Origin of the sequence: Rathayibacter rathayi (assembly GCF_004011095.1) — a bacterium.
GTDB classification, from domain to species: Bacteria; Actinomycetota; Actinomycetes; order Actinomycetales; family Microbacteriaceae; genus Rathayibacter; species Rathayibacter rathayi.
The window spans coordinates 1,844,548-1,868,458 of sequence record NZ_CP028129.1 but is presented as its reverse complement, the minus strand read 5'-3'; the positions used below and the strand labels follow the sequence as shown (position 1 = coordinate 1,868,458).

Below are 23,911 nucleotides of genomic sequence, written 5' to 3'. Positions count from 1 at the left end.
TGCGGGGGCGGGACGTCTCCTGATTTTCATTCTGTGGAGAGGCGGCGGTACTGATGGATCTGGGTGCGATCGAGGAAGACGTCCCGTTCGACGACGGGGCAGCGGAGGCGCTGATCACAGCGTTCGATGGGGCTGCGTCGATGCTCGTGGGACAGGTGGGCTCGCGCTCATCGTTCGTGGCGACGGCGCTCGCGGAGTTCCGTGGTCGGTTCGCGCAGGTGTTCGAAAGTAACGCGCGGGTGGCGGCATTCGACGCGCAGGAGCTGGTGCAGCGCCTGCGGGAGGTGTCCTTGGGAGCGCGCCAACTGCGGCGCGAGGCGCACAAGGAGCAGAAGCGGCGACAGATCGCGCGCGAGTGGCAGCGTGAACAGGACGCGCGCAACCTCCTCGAACGTGCCGGCGACGCGCTGTTCGGCTCGGACGATCCGCCCGTGGGGCCGGCGGCGGACGAGCCGCGGATCCCGGTTGAATCGGCGAGCACGGGCGCACGGGACGTCCCGGCCGCCGGTGGCGGTGGCGTCGGCGGCGGAACGTCTGCCGCTTGTCCCGATGACGTGCGCGTCTTCGCGACGTCGGCATCGGCCCTCGACGACGACCTGGCTACCGCCATCGCCGTGCTGCGAGGACGCCTCGCCGACTTCCTCGAGCGGTGCCGCTGGGGCAGGCTCTCGGCGGACGGCGTGGTGAGTGGTGCCGAGCAGTGGCTGGCCGCGAACCGCCAGGACGCGGCCTGGGCGCGTACCACTGCCGACGCATTCGCTGCTGCGGGTGGCGAAGGCGTCGTCTCGAACGTCGCCGATAGCGCGCTCGCCGTGGCATTGGCGTCCGTCGGGATCTCTGCCGATCGTCGGGACCTGACGATCGAGCCGGCCCGGGCTTTCGGAGCTCCGCCGACGACGGGTTACGCGGATGACCCGGTGAACACCGCTACCGGGAACTTCCTCGAGATCGAGGTCGACGTCGCCTTCGACGGAGGATGTGCGGCATTGCGGCTGGAGCGCAGCTACAACTCGCTCGACGAGCACGTCGGTGCGTTCGGTCGTGGCTGGTCCTCGATCGTGGAGCAACGGCTTCGTCTCGGGGACGAGGGCGCCGTCTGGGTCATGCCCGATGGCCGCGAGATCGTCTTCCCCCGCGAGGGAGCGGGCTGGGCGCGCGCGGTCGGCGAGAACTTCTGGCTTGAGGCCCGCGACGGGTTGCTGGTCGTGTCCGATTCTCGCGGAACGACGATCAAATTCTCGGCATCCGGACAGTGGCTCGCCCGCGACTCCGGCCCGGGAACGCAGATCACGGCGGAGTACGTCGATGACCGACTGGTCCGGCTGCGTCACCTGCGCGGCCGCTGCATCGACTTCGAGTGGAGAGGCGAGCTGATCGTCGCCGCACTCGCCTCCGACGCTCGTAGCGCCGAGTACCACTACGAGGACGACCGGCTCGCGTCGGTCTCGCTGGCTGAGGGGACCCGCCGCTACTCCTGGAACGACGCAGGCGTGATCGAGTCGGTCACCGCAGCAAGCGGAGTCGTCGAGGTCGTCAACGAGTACGACTCCCGACGACGGGTGCGTACCCAACGCTCGCCGTTCGGCCGAGTAACCCGCTACGCCTACCTCTCCGGCCGTGCGAGCGTCGTCTCCGATCTCGACGGATCACGCTCGAACACCTGGATCGCCGACGCCGCTGGCCGCCTCGTCGGTGTCCTCGACTCCGAGGGCCGTCGGCAGTCGATGAGCTACGACGCTCACGGGAACCTCCTGTCGGTCGTCGAGCGCGACGGCGCCGTCACGGCCCACGCCTACGACGAGCGTGGTCGCCGTGTCCGCACACGCACTCCTTCCGGAGCGGATGTGCGGCTGAGCTACGACGACCGTGACCGGGTGGTCGCGGTCTCGACGGGCGACAGCGTCACCTCCTACGAGTACGGGAGCGACGAGGCACGCGATCCCGTAGTGGTCGTGGATCCGGAGGGCGGACGCACGGCACTGACGTGGGGCGAGGGACTGCTGACGCAGATCGTCGATCCCGTCGGCGTGGTGGTGCGGATGACCTTCGACGAGTACGGCGACCTGGTCGCGACGACCAACGCCGACGGAGGTACCGCGCGTCTCGAACGGGACGCGACCGGCCGAGTGACGGTCGCCGTCTCACCCTCCGGAGCACGGACATCCTTCCGGTACGACCCCGCTGGTCAGCTGATCTCCCGCCGCGACGCCGACGGATCGACGTCACAACGTAGCCCCAGCGGCGAACTTTTTCGCGGCAAAACTAATCAAACATTAATACCCGATGGTAAGGCTCGTGCAATGGAACTTGACTCATGGCCTCTCCTACCCTGAGCATAGCGCGGAAAGAAAAGTATGTAAGAGAATTGGAACGGTGTGGACAACTTCTGTCGGAAGCGAACGAGTCGCTGACATCGCAGCAGTTTAAGCGCTATGCGAGCATCGTGAGAGGCGCAACGTCCCTTCGTCAAGTGCGATACGTGGCATCGCGGGTGCGCATGTCCTTCGTGGGCACAATGACTGGCCTCAAGGATCAATGTGTGCTGAAGGCCGATAAAACCGTCAATATCGAGCGGACGAAAGAGTATGACCAAGCGGTATCCAGTGTACTAAGCCTCTCCGGTCCGTTGCGATGGTTGTTGTGAAAGGATGAGGTGCACCACGGAAGCATCTGTCATGTTCCGGGAGGGCAACATCGTCAGCTACCGTACGGGCGACTGGTGGTCTATGGATGCCCCTTGGAATGCAAATAAGGGTGCGTTCAGACAAAGCGCGTCCTCCTCGCGGGTGTTGCGGTGGTCGCCGGGATCGCGTTGATGTGCACGGGGGTGGGTGGTCCGGCCGGCCTCGCTCTGATGGCGGGTGCTGGGGCTCTTGTGTCGGGTGGTGTGTCGGTGGCGACGCAGAAGGCGGGGACGGGATCTGTGGATTGGGGCAGGGTCGGGATCGACGCGGCGGTGGGGGCCGTCTCCGGCGCGGCCGGGGCGGGTGTGGGTGCGGCGTTCGCGAAGCTGGGATCGGGGATCGCGGTGCGGACTGCCGGAGCTGCCGCGGGTGGTGCGTCTGAGGGCGCGGCGAACGGTGCCGGCACGTACTTTGCGGAGCCGGGCCCGCACACGCTCGACGGTCTGGTGATGGCAACCGCCGAGAACGCCCTGATCGGAGGTGCCACAGGCGGTATCACGGCGAAGATGCCGCCGTGGTTGTCCCTGAAGCACATGAAAAACTTCGATAAGTGGATCTACCGGTCGAGGTACACTACGAAACCGACAGTGATGTTCCGGGCAGGAGACATCAATGGGTTTCATGCTGGCGAATGGTGGTCGACAGATGCGCCGACGAGTATAAGTCGCGTGCGATCGGAGAAAGCGTTGCCACCGCAGTGGCCAGAGTGCCTCCCAAATGAAGTAAACACCGGATTTGCCGCCGAAATTCCGCGGGGCTGGGCCTCTTATCGAGGCACCGTTGCTCCCCAGCGAGGAGCTACAGGAGAGCTGTATCCAGGAGGAACCAATCAAACCTATCTTCCCGACGTTTGGAATGATGTTAAGGAGACAGATTCGTGGCGGCTTGCACCTTGAATCCTCGACAGAAAGATGAATATACTCATGCCCTCGAAGACCTTTCCGCCCAGCTGGCCATTCTGCCCCACCCTGCGGCCTCCGTCCATTTTGTCGAATTGGCGCGAGTTGCGAGAAATGCGTCAACAAAGAAACAAATGCGCCAGTTGTGTAAAAAAGTACGATCGTGCTTCGGGTTGCGGCTTGGTGGCCTGGAGGACGCATACGCGACTCGGCCGGACGGATCGGTTGACCTTGAAACGTCGTTGCACTACCAGGAAAAATTGAAGCTCGTCTGGGGAATGTCTCGCGCGATACGATGGATTTTCTGAGAGACGCAGTGCGCCGAGTCGAATGAACACGCGCGCCAAGTTGGCCGTTGGTGGTCCACGAAGGCCACTTCGAGTGTCAGCACCGAACGCGCAGAGAAGGTGCTGCCCCCATCTGGTCAACGGGAGATCCTTCCATCGTGAACACAGCGGTCGTTGGTGGTTGATCGATGCTCCTTTGAGCGTCAGTGCCGTGCGCAATGAAAAAACTTTTCCATTGATCTGGTCAACGGGAAATATCTGCCCAGTGAACATCGGCTTGTCCGCCAACATTTCCGCGGTTGGTCTTGCTCTGATGGCGGGTGCTGGGGCTCTTGTATCGGGTGGTGTGTCGGTGGCGACGCAGAAGGCGGGGACGGGATCTGTGGATTGGGGCGGGGTCGGGATTGACGTGGCGGTGGGGCCGTCTCCGGGCGGTTGGGGCGGGTGTGGGTGCGGCGTTCGCGAAGGTGGGATCGGGGATCGTGGTGCGGACTGCCGAAGGTGCCGCGGGTGGCGCGTCCCAGGGTGCGATCGAAGGAGCGGGAGGGTATATGACCGGGCCGGGTCCGCACACCGTCGATGGTCTGGTGATGGCAACCGCCGAGAACGCCCTGATCGGAGGTGCCACAGGCGGTATCACGGCGAAGATGCCGCCGTGGTTGTCGCTCAACGACATGGAGTGTTTCGACAAATGGATCTACCGATCGCGGTATACGACGGAGCCGACTGTCGTGAGGCTTATGCAAAATTCCCTGGCGCGCCCAACGAACAGGCCTATGACCAGGGTTTTTGTGAAGCCCTACCCGAATTTTGCATAAGCCTCCATGTTCCGAGCGGGGGACATCGACGGGTACCACACAGGCGACTGGTGGTCTACGGATGCCCCGTGGAGTGTCAGTAAAGTGCGTTCCGAGAAAGCGCTTCCTCCGGTGTGGGGGAACGGCGATCATTCCGTGGTCAATGCAGGTTTCTCGGCGGAGCTTCCCGCCGATTTGCCCAGCTATGTTGGGCGAGTAGCGCGGCAGCGTAGCTTGACTGGGGAGCTGTATCCCCGGGGAACCAATCAGACCTTTAGCCCTGATAGCAGGAATAGTGCGACGGAGATTGACTCATGGCTTCTTTTGCCCTGACTGATGCTGGAAAAAAGCGATTCGCGGACGCGATAGACGATTGTGAATCGTATTTTATGTCTATTGATGCGCCTTTCGCTTCCAAGCAATTCGAGGAATATGGCCATACCGTGCGGAACGCTACTTCGGTCCGACAGGTGAGGCAGGTGGCATCGCTTGTCCGGGGAACGTTTGTGGGAACGATGACTGGCCTTGAGGAACGGTGCGTCCTCCACGCTGATCGGACCATCGATCGGGAGCGGACGAGGGGTTATGAAGAGGCGGTGCGCACAGTGCTGCGAGAAGCGCGCTTTTTTCGATGGTGGTACTGACATGCAGATCCTCCGGTATCGCGTCTGGTGAGTAGTTTCGGCCAACGGCTTGGTTTCCGGAAGGACAGGTATGCGGGTCGGCCGAACGACTTAGCCGATCTCGAAGCGTCACTGCGACTCCAGTAAATATATGGAAGTAAACACTCCTATGAAACTCTTCCGTCTGAGCGACCGACGCCGAGACGGGTACGCTGCGGCGCTCGCCCATCTGGCGGATCGATCGCCGCGAAAAACCTTTTACGCCGACCTTTTCGCCAAGCACGCCTGCCGAGCGCGAGAGGCGACGACGCTGGGGGAGATACGGCAGGTGTGCAGGGCTGTCCTCTCTTCCTACGGGCTCAAAGACTGGGGCGTCGACAGTCAATGCGTCCTCCGACCCGACGGCTCTCTCGACGCCGAAGCGACGAACGAGCTCGGCGAGCACGCTGAGAACGTGCGGCAGCGTTCGCAGCTCATGTGGTGGCTGATGTGAGGCAGGCAGGTAGCTGACGGATTCCCGATGCCGGGGCCTGCTGACGCCGCACGCTCGGCGACTCCCCTACTCGCCCGCTTTTCATGGAGCCGAGCGCCTTCAGCTCCCTGAGACGCGGAGTGTCAATCTCCTCAGTACGTCTAGGCGTCGCCGTCCGCCGGCGTCGGCGACACCGACTGGACGAAATGGACCTCGCCGTTCAGGCTGACGAAGCCGCGGCCCACCGTCGGCGGCACGGGGAAGCGGCGGGGGATCTGCGAACCGAAGAGATTGTTGTCGTTATCCATGTCGGGCTGCAGCAGCAGGATCGAACGGGAGGCCGCAGCCTTCTTCGTCCAGTTCCCGAAATGATGACGCAGGTCGTTCGATCGGCCGGCCAGGACGACACAGAGGCCCGGTCTGCCCGACGAGATCAGCCGCAGCAGCGACTGGTCGGAATCGTCCCAGCGCTCGGCGTCGTCGAGGAGGAGCAGCACGGGGCCGTCCTCCATCAGAAGCGACCCGAGAAGAGTCCGCAGCTCATCCGCGCCGACGGCGAGCCGGTCGAGGTCGGCGCCCGCCAGCGGGGACCGGCGATCACACGCGCCCCAGACCGCGACGGAGCCGGCGACCCGCGCCGCTTCAGCCAGGGCGAGTAGCACGGTCGACTTGCCGGATCGCGCGGGGCCGGTGACGGTGATGTGCTCACCCTCGAACACCTGGAAGGCCAGTGGGGCGAGGTCCGATTCGCCCAGACCGATCGGAAGCAGCCACGGTTCTTGGTCGAAGCGGGCGTTGAGCCCGAGCGCGCTCACTGCGACCCGCTCGGGTAGCGTGCCGACCGCGCTCGTCTTGCTCCCAGCGTCCGGCCACCGGGCCACCACCTCGGCGATCGCCCGGTCGAGACCGACCGCTGCGGTCGCGACGTGGGTCTGCAGGAGCGACGCGACCAGGACGCAGCGACCCGGTACCGGAGCGGGCGCATACGTTGGCTTCACGCCCGAGACGGAGTAGTCCTGCGGATCCGCGAGGCGGAACAGCCACTTCTGCGTCGTCACCTCCTCCATCACGGAGGGGATCGCCTTCGCGCGGCTGGTCGTCACCGCGAAATGCAGGCCGAGCTCCGGCCCATCGGCGTAGGCGCGAGAGAACGCTTCCATCAGGGCCAGGCCCTCCCAGTCGCCGAACTCGTCCTTCAACGTCGCGAGCCCGTCGATGAGCACCAGCGCTCGACGATGCTCACCGGGTGACGCCCGGCGCCTGCGCACCTCGTCGCGGAGGTGACGGAGGAAACGGGTTTGTTTCTCGTGGGCACCGGCACCTGCGCCGACGTAGGAGACGGTGTGCGGGAGGCGCGCGAGCGGGGCGCCGTCGCGGGAGCCGGCATCGAGGACGTACAGGTCGAGGTCGTTCGGGGAGAACTGGCGGGTCGCGGTGAGAGCGATCGAGGCGAGAGCCGTGCTCGTGCCGCTGCCGGGGATGCCGAGCAGGAGCAGATTCCCCTCGCCGAGGTCCCAGCCGGTCGCGACCTGGCGCTGGCGGTCCGGGTCGTCCGAGAGAGCGAACTGCAGGACGTCGTCGACGACGCGGCCGAGATCGGACTCCTCCGCACCGAATCCGCCGAAGGGCACAGTGTCGCCAAGTGGCGCCGGCCAGATCGGACGAGGCGGCGCGAAGGCGGCATCGGCGTTCGCGGCCACCACCGCGTCGATCAGGAGGTCGAGATCGGTCGGGGTCGTCTCGTCGGCCGTGACCAGAGCGGATTCCTCGAGCGGCACCCCCGTGAATCCGACCAGCCGAACCTCGATCGCTTCGACCGCCGCCGCCTCCGCGCGCCCGGTGACCAGCGCGGTCTGCACCGGGGAGATGTCGTTCTGGCCGAGCTTCACGTAGGCCCGACCTGTTTGCGAGCGGGAGATCTCGGCAGCGCTCGAGACTCCGATCACGTTGGCGGAGTCGTCGCGGCTCTGCACTCGGAGAGCGACGCGGAGGTTGGTGTTCGCGAGGATGTCATCGTTGACCACGCCCGCGGGTCGCTGGGTCGCGAGGATCATGTGGACCCCGAGTGTCCGGCCGACGGCCGCAACGCTGACCAGCGAGGTCAGGACGTCGGGATGCTCCTTCGCCAACATGGCGAACTCGTCCACGACGAGCAGGAGTCGTGGCATCGGCTCCGCCGGCGACGTGGCCCAGTAGGCGTCGAGATTGTCGATGCCCTCGCCCGCGGCGGCGAAGATCCGCTGACGCCGCTTCATCTCGGCCTCGAGGGCGCGCAGGGCACGGTCGGCGAGCTGGGCGTCGAGGTTGCTGATCGTGCCGATCGTGTGCGGCAGCCGCTCGCAGGCCGCGAACGCCGCTCCGCCCTTGAAGTCGATCAGCACGAAGTTGAGACGCGTTGGATCGTTCCAGGCGGCCAGGCCGGCGACGAAGGAGCGGAGGAACTCGCTCTTCCCCGAGCCGGTGGTGCCTCCGACCAGGCCGTGTGGGCCGTCAGCGACGAGGTCGAGCACGAGGGGACCGAGCTCCCCGGCTCCGACGGGCGCACGGACACCTCGGGCGCTCGACCACCACGTCCGGACATCGGCGGCCGTCGGATGATCGGTTCCCAGGAGCGGCGGGAGCCGCACGAGCACGGGCAGAGCCGCGCCGGCGGTGACGAGTTCGGGGTCCTCGAAGCGTGCCAGGTCCCGCGCGCAGCGCTCGGCAGTGGCGGTGGTGAGTCCGGCGAGCACCACATCCTCGACGGTGGTCCGCTCGTCGGGACGCGAGAGGACCGCCGACGCGTCCGCCCCGACGCGCACGACGACCGTGCAGGAGGCGGGGAGCTGCTCCTCCGATGCCGCGAGGACAAGACCGGAGATGCGGGTCGCGGGCTCGCGCTCACCGCGTCCGAGCCCGAGGAGTTCGCGTGCGGGAGCGTCGCGGCCCTCGGTCAGCACGTCCGAGTCCAGCACCAGAAGTACCCGCGGCGCGCGGTCATTGCGAAGACCACGGAGGAGTTCGGTGCTGCGCTCGCGCCGGTCGGAGAGACGGCGCTCGCCGCCGACGAGCCGGGTGTGGGGGAGCCAGGAGGCCCAGCTCCAGTCGGAGTCGCGTCCCCGATCGCAGAACACACCGACGGCGAGGTCGGCCGGCCCGCAGTGGACGGCTGCTTGGCAGAGCAGGCTCCGTGCCAGGGCGAGGCTGCCCTCGCGGTCGCCGACGATGCCGACGACACCTCCGTCCGCGAGATTGATCGACACGGGTGCGCTCGGGACGATGCTCTCCGCGAGGATCGCGCGCACCTGCTCCTCGAGCCGTGACACTCCGCGCTGGTCGAGTGGGGGAGACCACGGGACATCGCCGACGCCGATGTGCAGGCTGAGCACGTCCGGGGAGGTCGCGCGCCGCTGCCACAGCGAGGTGGCGGGTAGCGCTGCGCGACGGATCGTCGTCGCCGGATCGGGCGCATCCTCCTCGAGGCGGGCCCGCTCGAGACGTGCCGCGCGGGCGACGTCGTCACGGAGCGTTTGCAGCGCCTCGCCGAAGCGCTGCTCCTCGGTTCGGATCGCTCGGGTGTGCCGGTGCTTCTGCTCGAACCACATGCCCACTCCGGCGACCGGACTGAGCGCGGCGAACAGGGCGTAACGGGCGTCGCCCATGATCAGGACCATCGCGAAGGCGAGGACCAGCGGCGCCGCGACGGTGATCACACTAAACTTCGTGGCGGACGCGACCTCGACGCGGCCGGGTGGGACGACCGCTTCGGCGGTGGCTGGTCGCCCTGGCCGCGGCGGCCGGTTGAAAGGCACGGTCGCATTCGCGGTCACGTTGTTCAGGCTCCCCGGTTCGGGGGCGAGGGGCTCGCGCGGCGCGGCGCGGAGCATCAGCGCCGCGCCTCCGGCGATCACGACTGCGGCGTCGGTGACGAGGACGCCCTCGCCGCTCGCGGGGACGCCGTCGACCAGCGTGCCGTTCGTGCTGTCCGTATCCCGAACGCGCAGGGCATCGCCCTCGCGGGTCACGGAGAAGTGTTCCCAGGATGCGCTCGCCGTGTCCAGGACGATATCGGCGTGCGGGGATCGGCCGACGGTGAGCGATCTGCTCCGCGGGATCTCGATCACGGGTCCGGCGCCGAGCCCGCCGGAGAGTGTGGCGGTCCAGCCGCGGACCGCCGAGGGCCGCGGCTCGGGAGAGCGGGCGATCCGGGTTCCCTCGAGCAGAAGCAGGTCGACCAGCTTGGTGTCGATCGGGTGCAGGGCGGAGTCGACGGCGAGCGTCGTTCCGGTCGGCGGACGATGCCCGGTGACGGCACCGACGAGATCGCCGAGGGTCGCCGAGCTGCGGTAGCGCCCGAGGTCGATGTCGGTGCGGGCGTCGTCGAGGTCGAGAAGGAGTCGCATCGGGGCTCTCAGGTTCGGGTCTGCCCGGCGAACCAGAGCAGTGGCGGGTCGGTGGGCCGGAGGCCGAGGTCCTGCGGCGACGCGTGCAGGGGAACGACCGCGCTGGTGAGCACGCTCGCCGCACCAAAGTCGAGCGTCGGCCCGACGAGGCCGTCGGCCGGCCCAACCGTGGATCCGGCGAGAGCGGCGGTGACCGCGGAGGGCGTGCTGCTGCCCGCTGCGGCCGCGGCTCTTACCAGCGCAACCACCGCGTCGTGGCTGGATGCATCGGCGACTGCGGCGACATCGTCGAACTCACGATCGCCGAGGAGGGTCATCCCCGCGGAGTCGTCGGCGGTCATCCGCACGGCGCCCAGGAACGCGGAGGCCGCGCGGCCGCGCTCATCGCCGCGCAGGGCGACTGCATCACCCGAGTCCGCACCGACGGTGGTGAGATCTCCCGAGAGAGTGCCTCCGGCGGCGATGAGCGCGGGGGCGAAAGCGGGGCTGAGTGCATCGGGCGTGAGGAGGACGGGCGCGGTCGACCCGGCGGCCTGTAGAGCAGCGACCGCGACCGCTTGAGCGGCGGCGGGCCCGGACACGACCACGCGGTCCACCGTCTGCGTGCCCTCAAGGTGAGGCCGCGCGGCAGCGATCAGGGCGTCAGCGGTGGCCCCCGGATCGGCGGTCACCGTCGCAGCGGGCGAGAGACCGTGTGGGGTGCCACCACCGGCATCGACGAGGAGCACTCGGGCGTCGGCGCCGGCCGCCTCCACGAGCGCCGCGTCCGCCGCCGCGGTGTCCGGCGCGGTCAGCCAGGCACCGTCACCGGACCCGGCCGGGTCGCCGCCGTAGGGGAGGACGAGGGCGATCCCCGCGGCGCGGGCGGCCTCCAGCGCGGCGCCGGTGTGCCCTCCGCGGGTCGCAAGCACGATCCCCGACACCTGCTCGCCTGCCAGCTGCTCGATCGCGGCACGCGCTCCCTCGGGTGTGCCGTGATCGTCGGCGGCGACAAGACCGACCTCGCACCCGCCCATCTCGAACCGGCGCGCGGCAACGACGGCTCCGTTCGCCGCATCCTTCCACTCCGCGCCCTCACCCGGAGCCGCGCTCAGGGAGACGACGACTCCGAGCTTCAGTTGCTCGGGCACCCGGGCGCAGGAGAAGCCGACGGGGAGCGCGGCGACCGAGGTCGTCGGCGCCGATCGCGGGGGGAGGAGCGAGACAAGTACCCCGCCGAGGGCCAGTAGTGCGCAGACCACCGCGCTGATCAGCAGGATCGTTCGTCGGTTGGGTCGGGCACGCGGCGCGGCACGGCGCGCGGGGCGGGTCATCGCTCCTCCCCGATCCGGAAGGAGTAGACGGTCTGCGTCCGTGTGCCGTCGGGGAGCTCGAGGTGGAACGCCGGCAGCGCGTCCCCGGCCTGAATCGAGGCCCGCTCCTGCGCCTGGGTGAGGAGGATTCCGGAGACGTTTTCGGAGCGTACCGCGGCGTAGCCCTGAGCGCTCTGCGAGGCGAGGGCGAGCTGCACGTCCGCCGTGCCGACCTTGGCGGCGCTCGTCGTCATCGACCCGAGCAGACCGGAACCGCCGACGCTCCGATCGCCCAGGTCGAGGAGCACTTTGTGCAGATCGGCGGCGAGCAGAGCGGAGGCTGCGTCGGTGTCGCGGGTGGAGGCGTCGATGGTCGTAGCGATCCTCGCGAGCGAATCGCGGGTGCGCTCGGAGACAGCCTCCCCGATGCGGGCCTCAGCGGTGCTGAGTGCCTGGTGCTCGGCATCGACGGTCGCCGCCGCGTCCGTGCGAATGCCGGCCGCTGCCCCGTGCAGTCCTGATACCGACCGGCCGAACATCGCGGTGACCGCCTCGGCGTCGACCTCCGACTGGGTCGACACCTGCCGCACCTGCTCGTCGAGGAGCGCGCTGACCGCGGAGGAGGCGGCCGCGTCGGCCTCGGCGAACGCCTGCTCGATCGCCGGAGCGAGGGCGTCCTGCTGAGCGCTGAGAGCATCGACGCGCACACCGAGTGCCTCGCGTCGGGCGGTCAGCGCAGCGGCATCGGTGCGAAGCGCAGCGAGCAGCCCCGTGAGGCGCGCATCGTCGGAGCCGGCGGTCGCACCGGCTGCGGCCACGTCGCTGCGGAGCGTGGCGAGCGCAGTCCGCAGCGTGGTGAGGTCGGCGCCGGCGCCCGTGTCGCCGACGGTCGACGCGACCGAGGTCCACGCCTCAACCTGCTCCTTCAGCCGGTCGGCCACGGGGGCGGAGTAGCCCTTGGGGGTGTCGAGGTGCCCCTTGCCGGAGCAGGGAGTCGCGGTGAGATAGGCCCGAAGCTCCTCGACGGAGCTGCGCGAGATTCCGGTGGAAGCGCTCGTCGGGCGCGGGGTCGGCGACGGTGTCGGAGTCGTCGCGTTTGGAGTGGCGGGCAGCAGCTCGCAGAGCCGATCGGCCAGGTCCTGGTTCTGCGCCGACAGCGAGCCCGCGGTACTCGGCGTGCCGAGCTCGTCGAGCGCGGTCGTCGCGGCCTTGCCGACAGAGGTGACCGCCTTCTCGAGTTCACCGGTGCCGGTGTCCAGCCCGTCGAGGGTCGACGACAGCCCCGCGAGGGCCTCCGCGACGGATCCGTTCGGATCCGCGAGAGCGCCGATTGCGCTCGAGGTCGCATCAACTCGGCTCGAGAGCGCGGCGTACTCGGCTTGTACTCCGGCCATCAGCTCGGGCTTCAGCGAGTCCACGAGCTCCTGCCCGCGAGTGAGGAGCCCGACCAGCACCGCGTCAACGGCAGCGCCGGAGGCGGCGAGCGAGCAGGTCATCGAGGGAGTGGTGCAGGTTTCGGCGGAGGGCGCCTCCGGCCCGACGGCGCTGCGAAGCGCGGTGACGACCTCGTCCCGACAGGATCCGGTGGCCGTCCCGTAGGCGTCGAGTTCGCTCGTCAGCCGCAGCAGCTCCGAGTGGATCGAGCCGGAGCTGCTGCCGCCGCCGCGCTCGACCGCTACGGCGCAGCCGCTGCCCGAGAGCTTTGGCGTCGGCACCGCCGCGGACGTGTCGCCGAGCATCGCATCGACCGCGTCGATCGCCTGGGAGAGCTGCTGCAGCAGGCCGGACTCGGTGCCCGAGACTGTCTCCGACAGCTGGGACTTCAGCGTGGTGAGCTGCCCGGAGAGGCCCTGCATCGAGGCCGCCGTCGAGGCGCTGCTGGTGCGCAGCTCCTCTGCCGTGCGGACGCCGAGCGTCTCGGAGGTCGCGTCGAGCGAGGTCCGTACTTCGGCGACGGTCGTGCCCGCCTGGGTGAGCAGGTCGTCGACCGAGGTGATCACCTCGATCGTGCGACGCTCGAGCGCGAGCGGCGAGGCGGCTCCGGTATCGAAGGCCGCGTCGAGGGCACCCGCGATCGTCGGATCGGTGCTCAATCCCGGCTGCACCGCCAGGTCGAACGCCGGGACGGAGAAGTCCGCGACGTCCGCCACGAGTGTCAACGTGGCGGTCGCGCCTCCGCCGGGCGGCGCGAGGAGGGACGCCCACTGCACGACGGCGTCGCCTCGGTCGTCGCTGCTCAAGACGCCGTTCGTGACGGCGCCCGACTCACTCGTGGTGACCACGCGGCTCGGTGAGACGCCCGGCAGGACCGTCGAGGCGACGATCGTCAAGGGAGCCCCCACGAGCGCCGAGCGGCTCGCCGCGCGCCCGGCCACGTCGAATCCGACCTCCTCAGCGTGCACCGTCAAATTCTCGATCGCGAGCGAGATCTCGACCCGACCGGAGCGGCCTGCGAGCTCGGCCAGATCGGTACCCGAGGCGTCGGCGGTGCGCCAGGAGGCGCGGATGCGCACCGGGAGGTCGGCAGCGACGGCGTGGGGGTCGTAGGCGGTGGTCGTGACGGTGGCGTCGGATGGGTCGTCGCCGACGCCGAGGGCCGTTCCTTCGATCGCCCGCACGCCTCCGTCGGTCGAAGCGGACACGCTCACCGATTGCAGCACCCGCGACGCGGTGAGCGGCGGCGGCGCCGGTGGTGTGCAGCCCGCCAGCAGTCCGGTCACGGCCGCGATCGCGGCTCCGACGAGCGTCCTGCGAATCCTCGTGCGCACCCTGTCTACCCCTCGTCTCGACGGGGCACCGACGGCGCCGCTCTCATCGACATGAGCGATGCTCGCAGAGACGACGGGTACAGGAGGCGTTTGGCGCGCGCTGACCGGCACCGCGCGCCAGGGTCAGATCAGCTTCAGCTTCTTCCGCAGTGCCTGCACATGCCCGGTCGCCCGGACCCCGTACTGAGCGAACTCGAGCGCGCCCTCGGCCCCGACCACGAAAGTCGAGCGCAGCACGCCGACGACCGTCTTGCCGTAGAGCTTCTTCTCGCCCCAGACCGCGTAGGCACGATGGACCGTCATGTCGGGGTCGCTCAGCAGCGGGTAGGTGATGCCCTGCGCGTCCGCCCACCGACGCAAGGCCTCTGGGGTGTCGCGCGAGAGCCCGAGCACCTCATAGCCGGAGTCGCGCAGCGAGGCCGCGTTGTCGCGGAAGTCGCACGCCTCCGTGGTGCAGCCGGGGGTGTCCGCCTCGGGGTAGAAGAAGAGGATGACGCGGCGCCCGCGGTGCTCCGCGAGCGAGACGGGCTCCCCGTCCTGGTTCGGCAGCGTGAAGGCGGGAGCGGTGTCGCCGGCGGCGAGGCGCGCCTCGGTCGGGAGGGGGGAGAGGTCGGTCATCGTCTGCTTCCGTCGGTCGTGGCGAAGGTGGTCAGGAGGCGCTGGAGCGAGTCGAGGCGCTCCGGTCCGCTGGCGCCCAGCAGGCCGTCCTCGACTGTCTCGATGATCGCGCAGTCGGGGGAGTCTGGCAGGTGCGTGCAGCCGCGCGGGCAGTTCTCCGCGATCACCGCGAGGGTCGTGAAGGCGCCGAGGATGTTGTCGGTGTTCACATGGCCAAGCCCGAACGAGCGGACGCCGGGGGTGTCGATCACCCAGCCGTGGCGGTCGCCGCGTTGCACGCGCAGTGAGACGGTGGAGGAGGACGTGTGCCGGCCGCGACCCGTCACCGTATTGACGTGCCCGGTGGCGCGGTGCGCGTCCGGCACGAGCTTGTTCACGAGGGTCGACTTGCCGACTCCGGAGTGCCCGACGACGACGCTCTCGTGGCCCAGCAGGGCCTCGGCGATCTCATCGACGGGCGGCTCGTCCTGGCTCGAGAGGAACACGCGCAGCTCGAGCCCCTCGAAGTTGCGCAGGAACGGGGCCGGATCCGCGAGGTCGGTCTTGGTGATGCAGAGCATCGGAGTGATCCCGGCGTCGAAGGCCGCGACGAGGTAGCGGTCGACCAGCCGGGTCCGCGGCTCGGGGTCGGCAGCGGCCACCACGCAGAGCATCTGGTCGGCGTTGGCGACGATCACGCGCTCGATCGCGTCGGTGTCGTCGGCGCTGCGGCGCAGGAGCGTGGAGCGCTCACGGATGCGGACTATTCGCGCAAGGGTCCCCTCGTCCCCGCTGGAGTCGCCGACCACGTCGACACGATCGCCGGCGACGATCGCCTGACGCCGCAGCTCGCGGGCCCGAGCTGCTGTGAACTCGTGCTCCTCCGGCGTCCCGTCGCCGATCATCACCGTGTAGCGGCCGCGGTCGACTCCGAGCACCATCGCGCTCTCGGCGTCCTCGTAGGCGGGACGGTTCTTGGTGCGCGGCTTGGTGCCCTTCGGGTTCGGCCGCACCCGCGCGTCCGACTCGTCGTAGCCGTCGAAGTCGTCGAGAGCGCCGTCCGCGTCGAGGCCGCTGTCCGTCCACCACGACACGGGTCAGACCGATCCGGCGAGGGTCGTCCACAGCTCCGGGAACTGGGGGAGGGTCTTCGCGGTCGTGGCGATGTTCTCGATCACGACGCCGGGGACGACCAGCCCGATCAGCGCGCCGGCGTGCGCCATGCGGTGGTCGGAGTAGGTGCGCCAGCGACCGCCGTGCAGGTCGGCGGGCTCGATCCGCAGGCCGTCCTCGAGCTCGGTGACCGTGCCGCCGAGGCCGGTGATCTCGGCGGCCAGAGCGGCGAGCCGGTCGGTCTCGTGGTGGCGGATGTGGCCGATGCCGGTGAGCGTGCTGGGGGTGGAGGCGAGCGCCGCGAGTGCCGCCAGGGCGGGGGCGAGCTCGCCGCCCTCGGAGAGGTCGAGGTCGACGCCGAGGATCTCGTTGCCGCCGGTGACCACCAGGTCGTCCCCGTCGCGCTCGACGAGGGCGCCGAACAGCGGCAGGATCCGCTCGAGGTGGGCCCCGACCTGCGTCGTGGCGGTCGGCCAGTGCCGCAGGCGGACCCGGCCGCGCGTGACGAGGGCTGCGGCGAGGAACGGCGCCGCGTTCGAGAGGTCGGGCTCGATCAGGACGTCGGCGCCCGCGATCCGCTGCGGCGCGAGCGTCCACTCGCCGTCGGCCGGGGTGCCGATCTCGACTCCGCGTGCCGCCAGAGCCGCGATCGTCATGTCGATGTGTGGACGCGAGGGCACCGTGCTGCCCTCGTGGCGCAGGTGCAGCCCCTCCTCGAAGCGCGCGCCGGCCAGCAGCAGGGCCGAGACGAACTGGCTCGATCGGGAGGCGTCGACGACGATGTCGCCGCCCCGGACGGATCCGGAGCCGTGCACGGTGAAGGGGAGCGCGCCTCGTCCGTCGTCGGCCACGTCGACGCCGAGCGAGCGGAGGGAGGAGATCGTGGCCCCCATCGGCCGCTTCGCGGCGTACGGGTCACCGTCGAACGTCGTCGGGCCGAGCGCTAGGCCGGCCAGCGGCGGGACGAAGCGCATCACCGTGCCGGCGAGGCCGCAGTCGATCGTGGTCGAACCGAGCAGCTCCTCGGCCGGCTCGACGACGAGGTCGGGACCGAAGTCACCGGTCGTGCCCGCTTCGCGGATCGTCGTGCCGAGCGAGCGCAGCGCCTCGATCATCAGGGCGCTGTCGCGGGAGTGCAGCGGCGCCCGAAGGGTCGAGGGCCCGTCGGCCAGGGCCGAGAGGACGAGTTCGCGGTTGGTCAGCGACTTGGATCCGGGGAGACCAACCTCCGCGTCGAGCGCCCCGGCCGCGAGCGGTGCGGGCCAGGCGTCGTCGCCGGGGAGCGCACGGGCGTCGCCGTACGGATCGAACTCGGGAGCGGAATAACGCGAGAAGACCATCGGTTGTCAGGATAGTCGGCGCGCAGGGCGTCGGCAGGAGCGTGACGGAGGCGGAGCATGACGGCAGCACCCGCGACTCTCCGACCCGCCACCCGCAGGCGTCCGCGACCCGCAACCCCGGTCCTCCGCCGCGCCGCCGCTCTAGAATCGCTCGTGATGACTCGCGACGACGAACCCCGCACCACCCCCGCCGACGAGGCTCCCGCGCCCGCCGACGCGGAGCAGACGATTGTGGAGACCGTCGAGGAGTCGCTGGACGACGCCCCGGTCCAGGCTCCCGTCGATCTCCGCTCCCTCTTCGAGCAGCAGGCGCTGCCTTTCATCGACCAGCTTTACGCGGCCGGTCTGCGGATGACGAAGAACCCCTCGGACGCGCAGGACCTCGTGCAGGAAACGTTCGCGAAGGCCTTCGGCGCGTTCCGCCAGTTCGAGCAGGGCACGAACCTCAAAGCCTGGCTGTACCGCATCCTCACCAATACGTTCATCAACTCGTACCGCAAGAAGCAGCGCGAGCCCTACCAGAGCGCGATCGACGAGCTCGAGGACTGGCAGTTGGGCGGCGCCGAGTCGACCACGGCTACCTCGAGCCGCTCGGCCGAGGCGGAGGCGATCGACCACCTCCCCGATACCGCGGTGAAGGAGGCGCTCCAGGCGATCCCGGAGGACTTCCGGCTCGCCGTCTACTTCGCGGACGTCGAGGGCTTCTCCTACCAGGAGATCGCGGACATCATGAAGACCCCCGTCGGGACCGTCATGAGCCGGTTGCACCGCGGCCGGCGCATGCTGCGCGAACGACTCACCGACTACGCACGCGAGCGCGGATTCCGCGCCGCATTCACTTCCGGGAGCACGAAATGACCGACAGCGGCTGCACGAAGGCGAAGGCCGAGCTCGAGGAGTACCTCCACAACGAGCTGTGCAAGGAGGACGCCGCCGACATCCGCGAGCACATGGCCGGGTGCGTCGACTGCGCCGACGAGGCGAAGGTCGGCGTTGTCCTGACCGTCGCGGTGCAGCGCGCCTGCAAGGAGACCGCACCGGAGGACCTGCGCGCCCAGGTGCTCGGGATGCTCCGTGACGAGCACGCTGCGCACTCGTCCGCTTCTGCGCGCCTCTAGTCGAGCCGCTCGGAGCACCGCCGGCTCGCGAGAACAGGTTCGGCCCGCCGGACCGTGAGGTTCCGACGAGCCGAACGGGATGTCGCGAGCCCTGGTCAGCGGGTGAGCGCCCGCGACAGCAAGTCGGCCTGCTCGGAGGCGTGCCGCTTGGCCGAACCGGCCGCGGGCGAGGCCGCCGCCGGACGCGAGACCACGCGGATCGCGCGGCCCAGCTTCGGAGCCACCTCGAGGGCGATGAACGGCCAGGCGCCCTGGTTCTCGGGCTCGTCCTGCACCCAGACGAACTCCGCGTCGGGGTAGCGCTCGGCGATGCCGCGCAACTCGTCGATCGGTGCCGGGTAGTACTGCTCGACCCGGACTAGCGCGATGGCGTCGTCCGGCTTTTTCTCCAGCTCGGCCTTGAGGTCGTAGTGGACCTTGCCGGCGTGCAACAGCACGCGCTGCACGGCCGAGGCGTCCTGGATCCGCGCGTCGTCGATCACCGGTTCGAAGCGTCCCGAGGTGAAGTCCTCCACGGGGCTCGATGCTCCGCGCAGGCGCAGCATCGCCTTCGGAGTAAAGACGACGAGCGGGCGGCGCGGACGCGAGTAGGCCTGGCGGCGCAGCAGGTGGAAGTATGACGCTGGCGTCGACGGGCGTGCGACGGTCATGTTCCGCTCGGCGCACATCTGCAGGTAGCGCTCGATCCGGGCCGACGAGTGGTCGGGCCCCTGGCCTTCATAGCCGTGCGGGAGCAGGAGCACGAGCGAGGAACGCTGTCCCCACTTCTGCTCGGCCGACGAGATGAACTCGTCGATCACGATCTGGGCGCCGTTCGCGAAGTCGCCGAACTGCGCCTCCCACAGCACGAGCGAGTCGGGCCGCTCGACCGAGTAGCCGTACTCGAACGCCATCGCCGCGTATTCCGAGAGCAGCGAGTCGTAGATCCAGAGCCGCGCCTGCTGCTCGGACAGGTTCATCAGCGGCAGCCACTCCTGACCGTTCTCGCGGTCGTGCAGCACGGCGTGGCGCTGGACGAAGGTGCCGCGGCGGGTGTCCTGGCCGACCAGGCGCACCGGGGTGTCCTCGAGCAGGAGCGAGCCGAGCGCGAGCAGTTCGCCGAACGCCCAGTCGATCGAGCCGGAGCGGCTCATCTCTTTGCGCTTGGTGAGGAGCTGCTGGAGCTTCGGGTGCACGGTGAAGCCCTCGGGCGGAGTGGTAAAGGCGTCGCCGATGCGGGTGATGACCTCGTTCTTCACTCCGGTCACCTCGGGCTCGCCCGGATAGTCCTCGCCCTGCTGCGCGTCGGGCAGTTCAAGGTCGGCCACGGAGTCACCGTTGGCGGTGATCACGGGGATCGCGCCGGTCTGCGCGGCGTGGGTCTCGGCGAAGGCGCGCTCCAGGCGGTTCTGGAAGTCCTGGTGCGCGTGGTCGTACTCCTGCTCGGTGATGTCGCCGCGACCCACGAGCGCCTCGGTGTAGAGCTTGCGCACCGAGCGCTTCGCCTCGATCAGGCTGTACATCAGCGGCTGGGTCATCGAGGGGTCGTCGCCCTCGTTGTGCCCGCGGCGGCGGTAGCAGATCAGGTCGATGACCACGTCGCGGTGGAAGCGCTGGCGGTATTCGAACGCGAGCTGGCCGACGTGCACGACGGCCTCCGGGTCATCGCCGTTCACATGGAAGATCGGTGCCTGGATCGACTTGGCGCCGTCGGTCGAGTAGATCGAGGTGCGCGCCTCGTGCGGCGGAGTCGTGAATCCGACCTGGTTGTTGATGTTGATGTGGATCGTGCCGCCGGTGCGGTACGCGCGCAACTGCGACATCTGCAGGGTCTCGACGACCACGCCCTGACCCGCCATCGCCGCGTCACCGTGAACGAGGATCGGCAGCGTGGTGAAGGTGCCGATGGGCTTGCGGTCCTGCTTGGCGCGGACGATGCCCTCGAGCACACCGTTGACGGCCTCGAGGTGGGAGGGATTCGCCGCGAGGTACACGGGGATCTCCTCGCCGGCCGCACCGCGGAAGGTGCCCTCGGTGCCGAGGTGATACTTCACGTCTCCGGAGCCCTGGACCGTGCGCGGGTCCTGCGTGCCCTCGAACTCGCGGAAGATCTGACCGTAGGTCTTGCCGGCGATGTTGGTCAGGACGTTCAGGCGACCGCGGTGGGCCATCCCGATCGCGACCTCGTCGAGCTGCTCGTCGGCCGCGCCCTGCAGCACAGCGTCCAAGAGGGCGATCAGCGACTCCCCGCCCTCGAGCGAGAAGCGCTTCTGGCCCACGTACTTGGTCTGCAGAAAGGTCTCGAAGGCTTCGGCCTCGTTGAGCTTGCCGAGGATGCGCAGCTGCTCGTCGTGGCCCGGCTTCTCGTAGCCGCGCTCGAGCTTGTGCTGCATCCACGCGCGCTGCTCTGGGTCCTGGATGTGCATGTACTCGACGCCGACCGTGCGGCAATAGGAGTCGCGGAGGATGCCGAGGATGTCGCGGAGCTTGAGCTGGCGTTTGCCGCCGAAACCGTCCGTGACGAATTCGCGGTCGAGGTCCCAGAAGGTGAGTCCGTGGCTCTCGATGGCGAGGTCGGGGTGCGAGCGCTGCACGTACTCCAGCGGATCGACGTCGGCCATCAGGTGCCCGCGGACGCGGAACGAATTGATGAGCTCCTGGACGCGGGCGGTCTTGGAGACGCGCTCGGCCAGGTCGACGGCGATGTCGGTCGACCAGTGGATCGGGTCGTAGGGGATGCGTAGAGCGGCGAAGATGTCCTCGTAGAAGTCGCGACCGCCGAGCAGCAGCTCGTGCACGATCCCCAGGAACTCGCCCGAGCCGGCGCCCTGGATGACGCGGTGGTCGTAGGTCGAGGTCAGGGTGATGGTCTTGCCGATGCCCAGCTCGACCAGCGTCTTCTCGGACGCGCCCTGGAACTCGGCCGGGTACTCGAGGGCACCGGCGCCGATGATGCAGCCCTGGCCCTTCATCAGGCGCGGGACCGAGTGGACCGTGCCGATGCCGCCGGGGTTCGTCAGCGAGAGCGTGGTGCCCGCGAAGTCGCCGGCGACGAGCTTGTTGCCGCGGGCCCGCTTGACTAGGTCCTCGTAGGCCGAGAGGTAGGCGGTGAAGCTGAGTGTGTCCGCGCGCTTGATGCTCGGGACGAGCAGGGCGCGGGTGCCGTCGGGCTTGGGCATGTCGATCGCGATGCCCAGGTTGACGTGCGCGGGAGCGACGACCGCCGGCTTGCCGTCGACCTCGTCGTAGAAGACGTTCTGGCTCGGGAAGTCCTTGAGCGCGCGGATGAGCGCCCAGCCGATGACGTGGGTGAACGAGACCTTGCCGCCGCGGGTGCGGCGCAGGTGGTTGTTGATCACGATGCGGTTGTCGATCATCAGCTTCGCCGGGATCGTTCGGACGCTCGTGGCGGTGGGGATGCTGAGGCTGGCGTCCATGTTTGTCGCGAGGCTCTTCGCCATGCCGCGCAGCGGAGTGACGACGTCCTCGTTCGGCGTGGAGTCCTCCTCAGCAGGCTTGCTCACCGGCGCGTCGGCCGGGATCGGCTGGGCTTTGGGCTGCTTGGACGTCGTGCGGGATGCGGGGGCCTGCTCGGAGGACGTGGGGGCGGGATGGGTCACGGCACCTCCGCCGCTCGAGGAGATCCGCTCGGCGACCGGTGCCTGCTGTGCCGCGGCGGGGCGGGCGCCGGCGCGGTCTTGCCGGAGTTCGCGAGCTGGGCGCCGTAGCGCTCCAGGATGGGCCACCAGGACTCGTCCACCGAGGCGCGGTCGGCGCTGTACTGCTCGTACAGCTCCTCCACGAGCCACTCGTTGGCTCCGAAGTCCTCCGCGCCCTGCTCTGTTCCTGCTCCGGTCAACTGGCTCGACACAGCCGATCGCCCACTCTCTCCGTTGATTCATCATTGATCATCCGGACGGGCCCGTCGCATCCCTCGGCGCCTGCTACCGCAGCGGAGGAGGTCGTCCTCGCACCACGGGAACCGGTGCCGTCGCCTGGTCCCGTCCCGATCAGCAAGCCTAGCCCCGTTCCCTCCGCGCCCAACCCCGTTCCCTGCACGGCCGACCCGGGGCCGCGCCGCAGTAGCGTTTCCCCATGCGTTTCTCCGGCGGCACACCCTCAGGCGACCTCACCTACTCGGACGTCTTCCTCGTCCCCGGCCGCTCATCTGTGACGAGCCGCCTGGACGTGTCGCTCGCTCCGGGCGACGGCACGGGGGCGACGATCCCGATCGTCTCCTCGAACATGAACTCGGTCACGGGTCAGCGTCTGGCGGCGACGCTGGCTCGCCGCGGCGGCCTCGGCGTCCTGCCGCAGGACATGCCCCTGCAGGCCCTGGACGCCGCGATCCGCTGGGTGAAGCGCCAGCCGGTCGCCTTCTCCGGTGCCCTCACCGCCTCGGCGGCCACCACTGTGGAGGAGGCGCTGCGCATCCTGCCGGCCGTTGCCGGCCACGGTTTCGTGGTGCAGGAGGAGGGCGGCGCGATCGTGGGCTGCGTCCCCGCCTCGCGTCTGGCGACCGCCCTGCCGGATGCGCGGCTGGGCGACCTCGTGCACAGCGCCACTGCCTCCATCGACGCCGACGACGTGCCCACCGCGCGCGCCGCCTTCGACCTCATGGTGGCCGCCGACCTCGACTTCGCCCCGGTACTGCACCACGGCGCGCTGGTCGGCACGCTCTCGCGCACCGGCGCGCTCCGCTCCACGATCTACGACCCGGCCCTCGACGCCGACGGGCGGCTGCGCGTCGCGGCTGCGGTCGGCATCAACGGCGACGTCGTGGCGAAGGCGCGCGCGCTCGTCGCGGCGGGCGTCGACGTCCTGGTCCTCGACACCGCGCATGGCCATCAGGAGGGGATGCTGCGGGCGCTGCGGACGGTCTCGGCGCTCGATCTCGGGGTGCCGATCGCAGCGGGCAACGTCGTCACTGCGGACGCGGTGCACGATCTCGTCGACGCCGGGGCAGACATCCTCAAGGTCGGTGTCGGCCCCGGCGCGATGTGCACGACCCGGATGATGACCGCGGTCGGCCGCCCGCAGTTCTCGGCGGTCCTCGAGACGGCGGAGCGCGCGCAGGAGCTGGGCGCCCACGTCTGGGCGGACGGCGGAGTGCGCTATCCGCGCGACGTCGCCCTCGCTCTGGCCGCGGGCGCCGCCTCCGTGATGATCGGCTCCTGGTTCGCGGGCACGATCGAGGCGCCGGGGGAGCTGCGCAGCGACGCGGCTGGCCGGGTCTACAAGGAGAGCTGGGGCATGGCGTCGGCCAAGGCGGTGCAGGAGCGGTTCGACCGCCTCGACGCCTACGAGCTGGCCCGCAAGCGCCTCTTCGCCGAAGGCATCTCCTCCTCCACCATCTACCTCGACCCGCTGCGCCCCTCGGTCGAGGATCTGCTCGACATGATCACCTCGGGCGTGCGTTCCTCCTTCGCCTACGCCGGCGCCCGGAGTGTGGCCGATTTCCACGAGCGCGCCCACGTCGGCCTGCAGTCGGCGGCGGGCTACGAGGAGGGCAAGGCGCTGCCGGTCAGCTGGTGAGCGTGCGCCGCGTGCTAGAACCGAG

14 protein-coding genes are annotated in these 23,911 nt (G+C 69.2%); 6 read left to right on the top strand and 8 right to left on the bottom strand.

The annotated features are described in order from the left end of the window. Positions 1–53: 53 nt before the first annotated feature. The 3 genes from C1O28_RS09035 (at position 54) to C1O28_RS09025 (ending at position 5,783) form a co-directional block, all read left to right on the top strand. Positions 54–2,333, top strand: coding sequence for a DUF6531 domain-containing protein (locus C1O28_RS09035; protein WP_097165535.1), 2,280 nt, complete (start codon positions 54–56; stop codon positions 2,331–2,333). Positions 2,334–2,893: 560 nt separating this feature from the next. After that, positions 2,894–3,580 (top strand): hypothetical protein, encoded by a 687-nt coding sequence (locus C1O28_RS09030; RefSeq protein WP_127821487.1) that lies wholly within the window; start codon positions 2,894–2,896, stop codon positions 3,578–3,580. Positions 3,581–5,441: 1,861 nt separating this feature from the next. Next, the gene (locus C1O28_RS09025) at positions 5,442–5,783 is read left to right on the top strand and encodes a hypothetical protein (protein ID WP_133115522.1); all 342 of its coding nucleotides are present in this window, start codon (positions 5,442–5,444) and stop codon (positions 5,781–5,783) included. 140 nt (positions 5,784–5,923) lie between these two features. On the opposite strand, the gene C1O28_RS09020 is transcribed toward C1O28_RS09025, so the two are convergent. The 6 genes from C1O28_RS09020 to aroA all read right to left on the bottom strand — a co-directional run bounded on the left by C1O28_RS09020 (position 5,924) and on the right by aroA (position 17,254). Continuing rightward, entirely contained in the window at positions 5,924–10,144 is a 4,221-nt protein-coding gene (locus tag C1O28_RS09020; RefSeq protein ID WP_097165538.1) for an FtsK/SpoIIIE domain-containing protein, read from the bottom strand. Between the two features lie 8 nt (positions 10,145–10,152). Continuing rightward, positions 10,153–11,457, bottom strand: coding sequence for a hypothetical protein (locus tag C1O28_RS09015; protein ID WP_097165539.1), 1,305 nt, complete (start codon positions 11,455–11,457; stop codon positions 10,153–10,155). Then, positions 11,454–14,204 carry a hypothetical protein gene (locus C1O28_RS15150; protein WP_097165540.1) on the bottom strand — a complete coding sequence of 917 codons (2,751 nt, stop codon included), beginning with the start codon at positions 14,202–14,204 and terminating at the stop codon, positions 11,454–11,456. Before C1O28_RS15150 ends, C1O28_RS09015 begins: the two co-directional genes overlap by 4 nt. Before the next feature lie 123 nt (positions 14,205–14,327). Further along, positions 14,328–14,822 carry a thioredoxin-dependent thiol peroxidase gene (bcp, locus tag C1O28_RS09005; protein ID WP_097165541.1) on the bottom strand — a complete coding sequence of 165 codons (495 nt, stop codon included), beginning with the start codon at positions 14,820–14,822 and terminating at the stop codon, positions 14,328–14,330. Further along, positions 14,819–15,895, bottom strand: a complete 1,077-nt coding sequence (rsgA, locus tag C1O28_RS09000) for a ribosome small subunit-dependent GTPase A (protein ID WP_097165542.1) — start codon at positions 15,893–15,895, stop codon at positions 14,819–14,821. Before rsgA ends, bcp begins: the two co-directional genes overlap by 4 nt. Positions 15,896–15,898: 3 nt before the next feature. Further along, on the bottom strand, positions 15,899–17,254 hold the full coding sequence (gene aroA, locus C1O28_RS08995; protein WP_097165543.1) for a 3-phosphoshikimate 1-carboxyvinyltransferase: 1,356 nt from the start codon (positions 17,252–17,254) through the stop codon (positions 15,899–15,901). Positions 17,255–17,410: 156 nt separating this feature from the next. Between aroA and C1O28_RS08990 the strand changes: the two genes are divergently transcribed. Together C1O28_RS08990 and C1O28_RS08985 are read left to right on the top strand one after the other, a co-directional pair. Next, positions 17,411–18,112, top strand: a complete 702-nt coding sequence (locus C1O28_RS08990; protein ID WP_097165544.1) for a sigma-70 family RNA polymerase sigma factor — start codon at positions 17,411–17,413, stop codon at positions 18,110–18,112. Then, entirely contained in the window at positions 18,109–18,372 is a 264-nt protein-coding gene (locus C1O28_RS08985; RefSeq protein WP_097165545.1) for a zf-HC2 domain-containing protein, read from the top strand. Before C1O28_RS08990 ends, C1O28_RS08985 begins: the two co-directional genes overlap by 4 nt. 95 nt (positions 18,373–18,467) lie before the next feature. On the opposite strand, the gene C1O28_RS08980 is transcribed toward C1O28_RS08985, so the two are convergent. Together C1O28_RS08980 and C1O28_RS16115 are read right to left on the bottom strand one after the other, a co-directional pair. Then, positions 18,468–21,995 carry a multifunctional oxoglutarate decarboxylase/oxoglutarate dehydrogenase thiamine pyrophosphate-binding subunit/dihydrolipoyllysine-residue succinyltransferase subunit gene (locus C1O28_RS08980; protein WP_421668939.1) on the bottom strand — a complete coding sequence of 1,176 codons (3,528 nt, stop codon included), beginning with the start codon at positions 21,993–21,995 and terminating at the stop codon, positions 18,468–18,470. Further along, the gene (locus tag C1O28_RS16115; protein WP_421668937.1) at positions 21,968–22,222 is read right to left on the bottom strand and encodes a 2-oxoglutarate dehydrogenase E1 subunit family protein; all 255 of its coding nucleotides are present in this window, start codon (positions 22,220–22,222) and stop codon (positions 21,968–21,970) included. Before C1O28_RS16115 ends, C1O28_RS08980 begins: the two co-directional genes overlap by 28 nt. Before the next feature lie 224 nt (positions 22,223–22,446). On the opposite strand from C1O28_RS16115, the gene guaB1 reads away from it, so the two are divergent. Next, entirely contained in the window at positions 22,447–23,886 is a 1,440-nt protein-coding gene (gene guaB1, locus C1O28_RS08975; protein ID WP_097165547.1) for a GMP reductase, read from the top strand. Positions 23,887–23,911: the final 25 nt, after the last annotated feature.

Excerpts from the sequence above, each read along its gene's own strand:
- C1O28_RS09035 (WP_097165535.1), top strand. The coding sequence starts at position 54 with ATGGATCTGGGTGCGATCGAGGAAGACGTCCCGTTCGACGACGGGGCA.
- C1O28_RS09025 (WP_133115522.1), top strand. The coding sequence starts at position 5,442 with ATGGAAGTAAACACTCCTATGAAACTCTTCCGTCTGAGCGACCGACGC.
- C1O28_RS09020 (WP_097165538.1), bottom strand. The coding sequence starts at position 10,144 with ATGCGACTCCTTCTCGACCTCGACGACGCCCGCACCGACATCGACCTC.
- C1O28_RS09015 (WP_097165539.1), bottom strand. The coding sequence starts at position 11,457 with ATGACCCGCCCCGCGCGCCGTGCCGCGCCGCGTGCCCGACCCAACCGA.
- bcp (WP_097165541.1), bottom strand. The coding sequence starts at position 14,822 with ATGACCGACCTCTCCCCCCTCCCGACCGAGGCGCGCCTCGCCGCCGGC.
- aroA (WP_097165543.1), bottom strand. The coding sequence starts at position 17,254 with ATGGTCTTCTCGCGTTATTCCGCTCCCGAGTTCGATCCGTACGGCGAC.
- C1O28_RS08990 (WP_097165544.1), top strand. The coding sequence starts at position 17,411 with ATGACTCGCGACGACGAACCCCGCACCACCCCCGCCGACGAGGCTCCC.
- C1O28_RS08985 (WP_097165545.1), top strand. The coding sequence starts at position 18,109 with ATGACCGACAGCGGCTGCACGAAGGCGAAGGCCGAGCTCGAGGAGTAC.
- guaB1 (WP_097165547.1), top strand. The coding sequence starts at position 22,447 with ATGCGTTTCTCCGGCGGCACACCCTCAGGCGACCTCACCTACTCGGAC.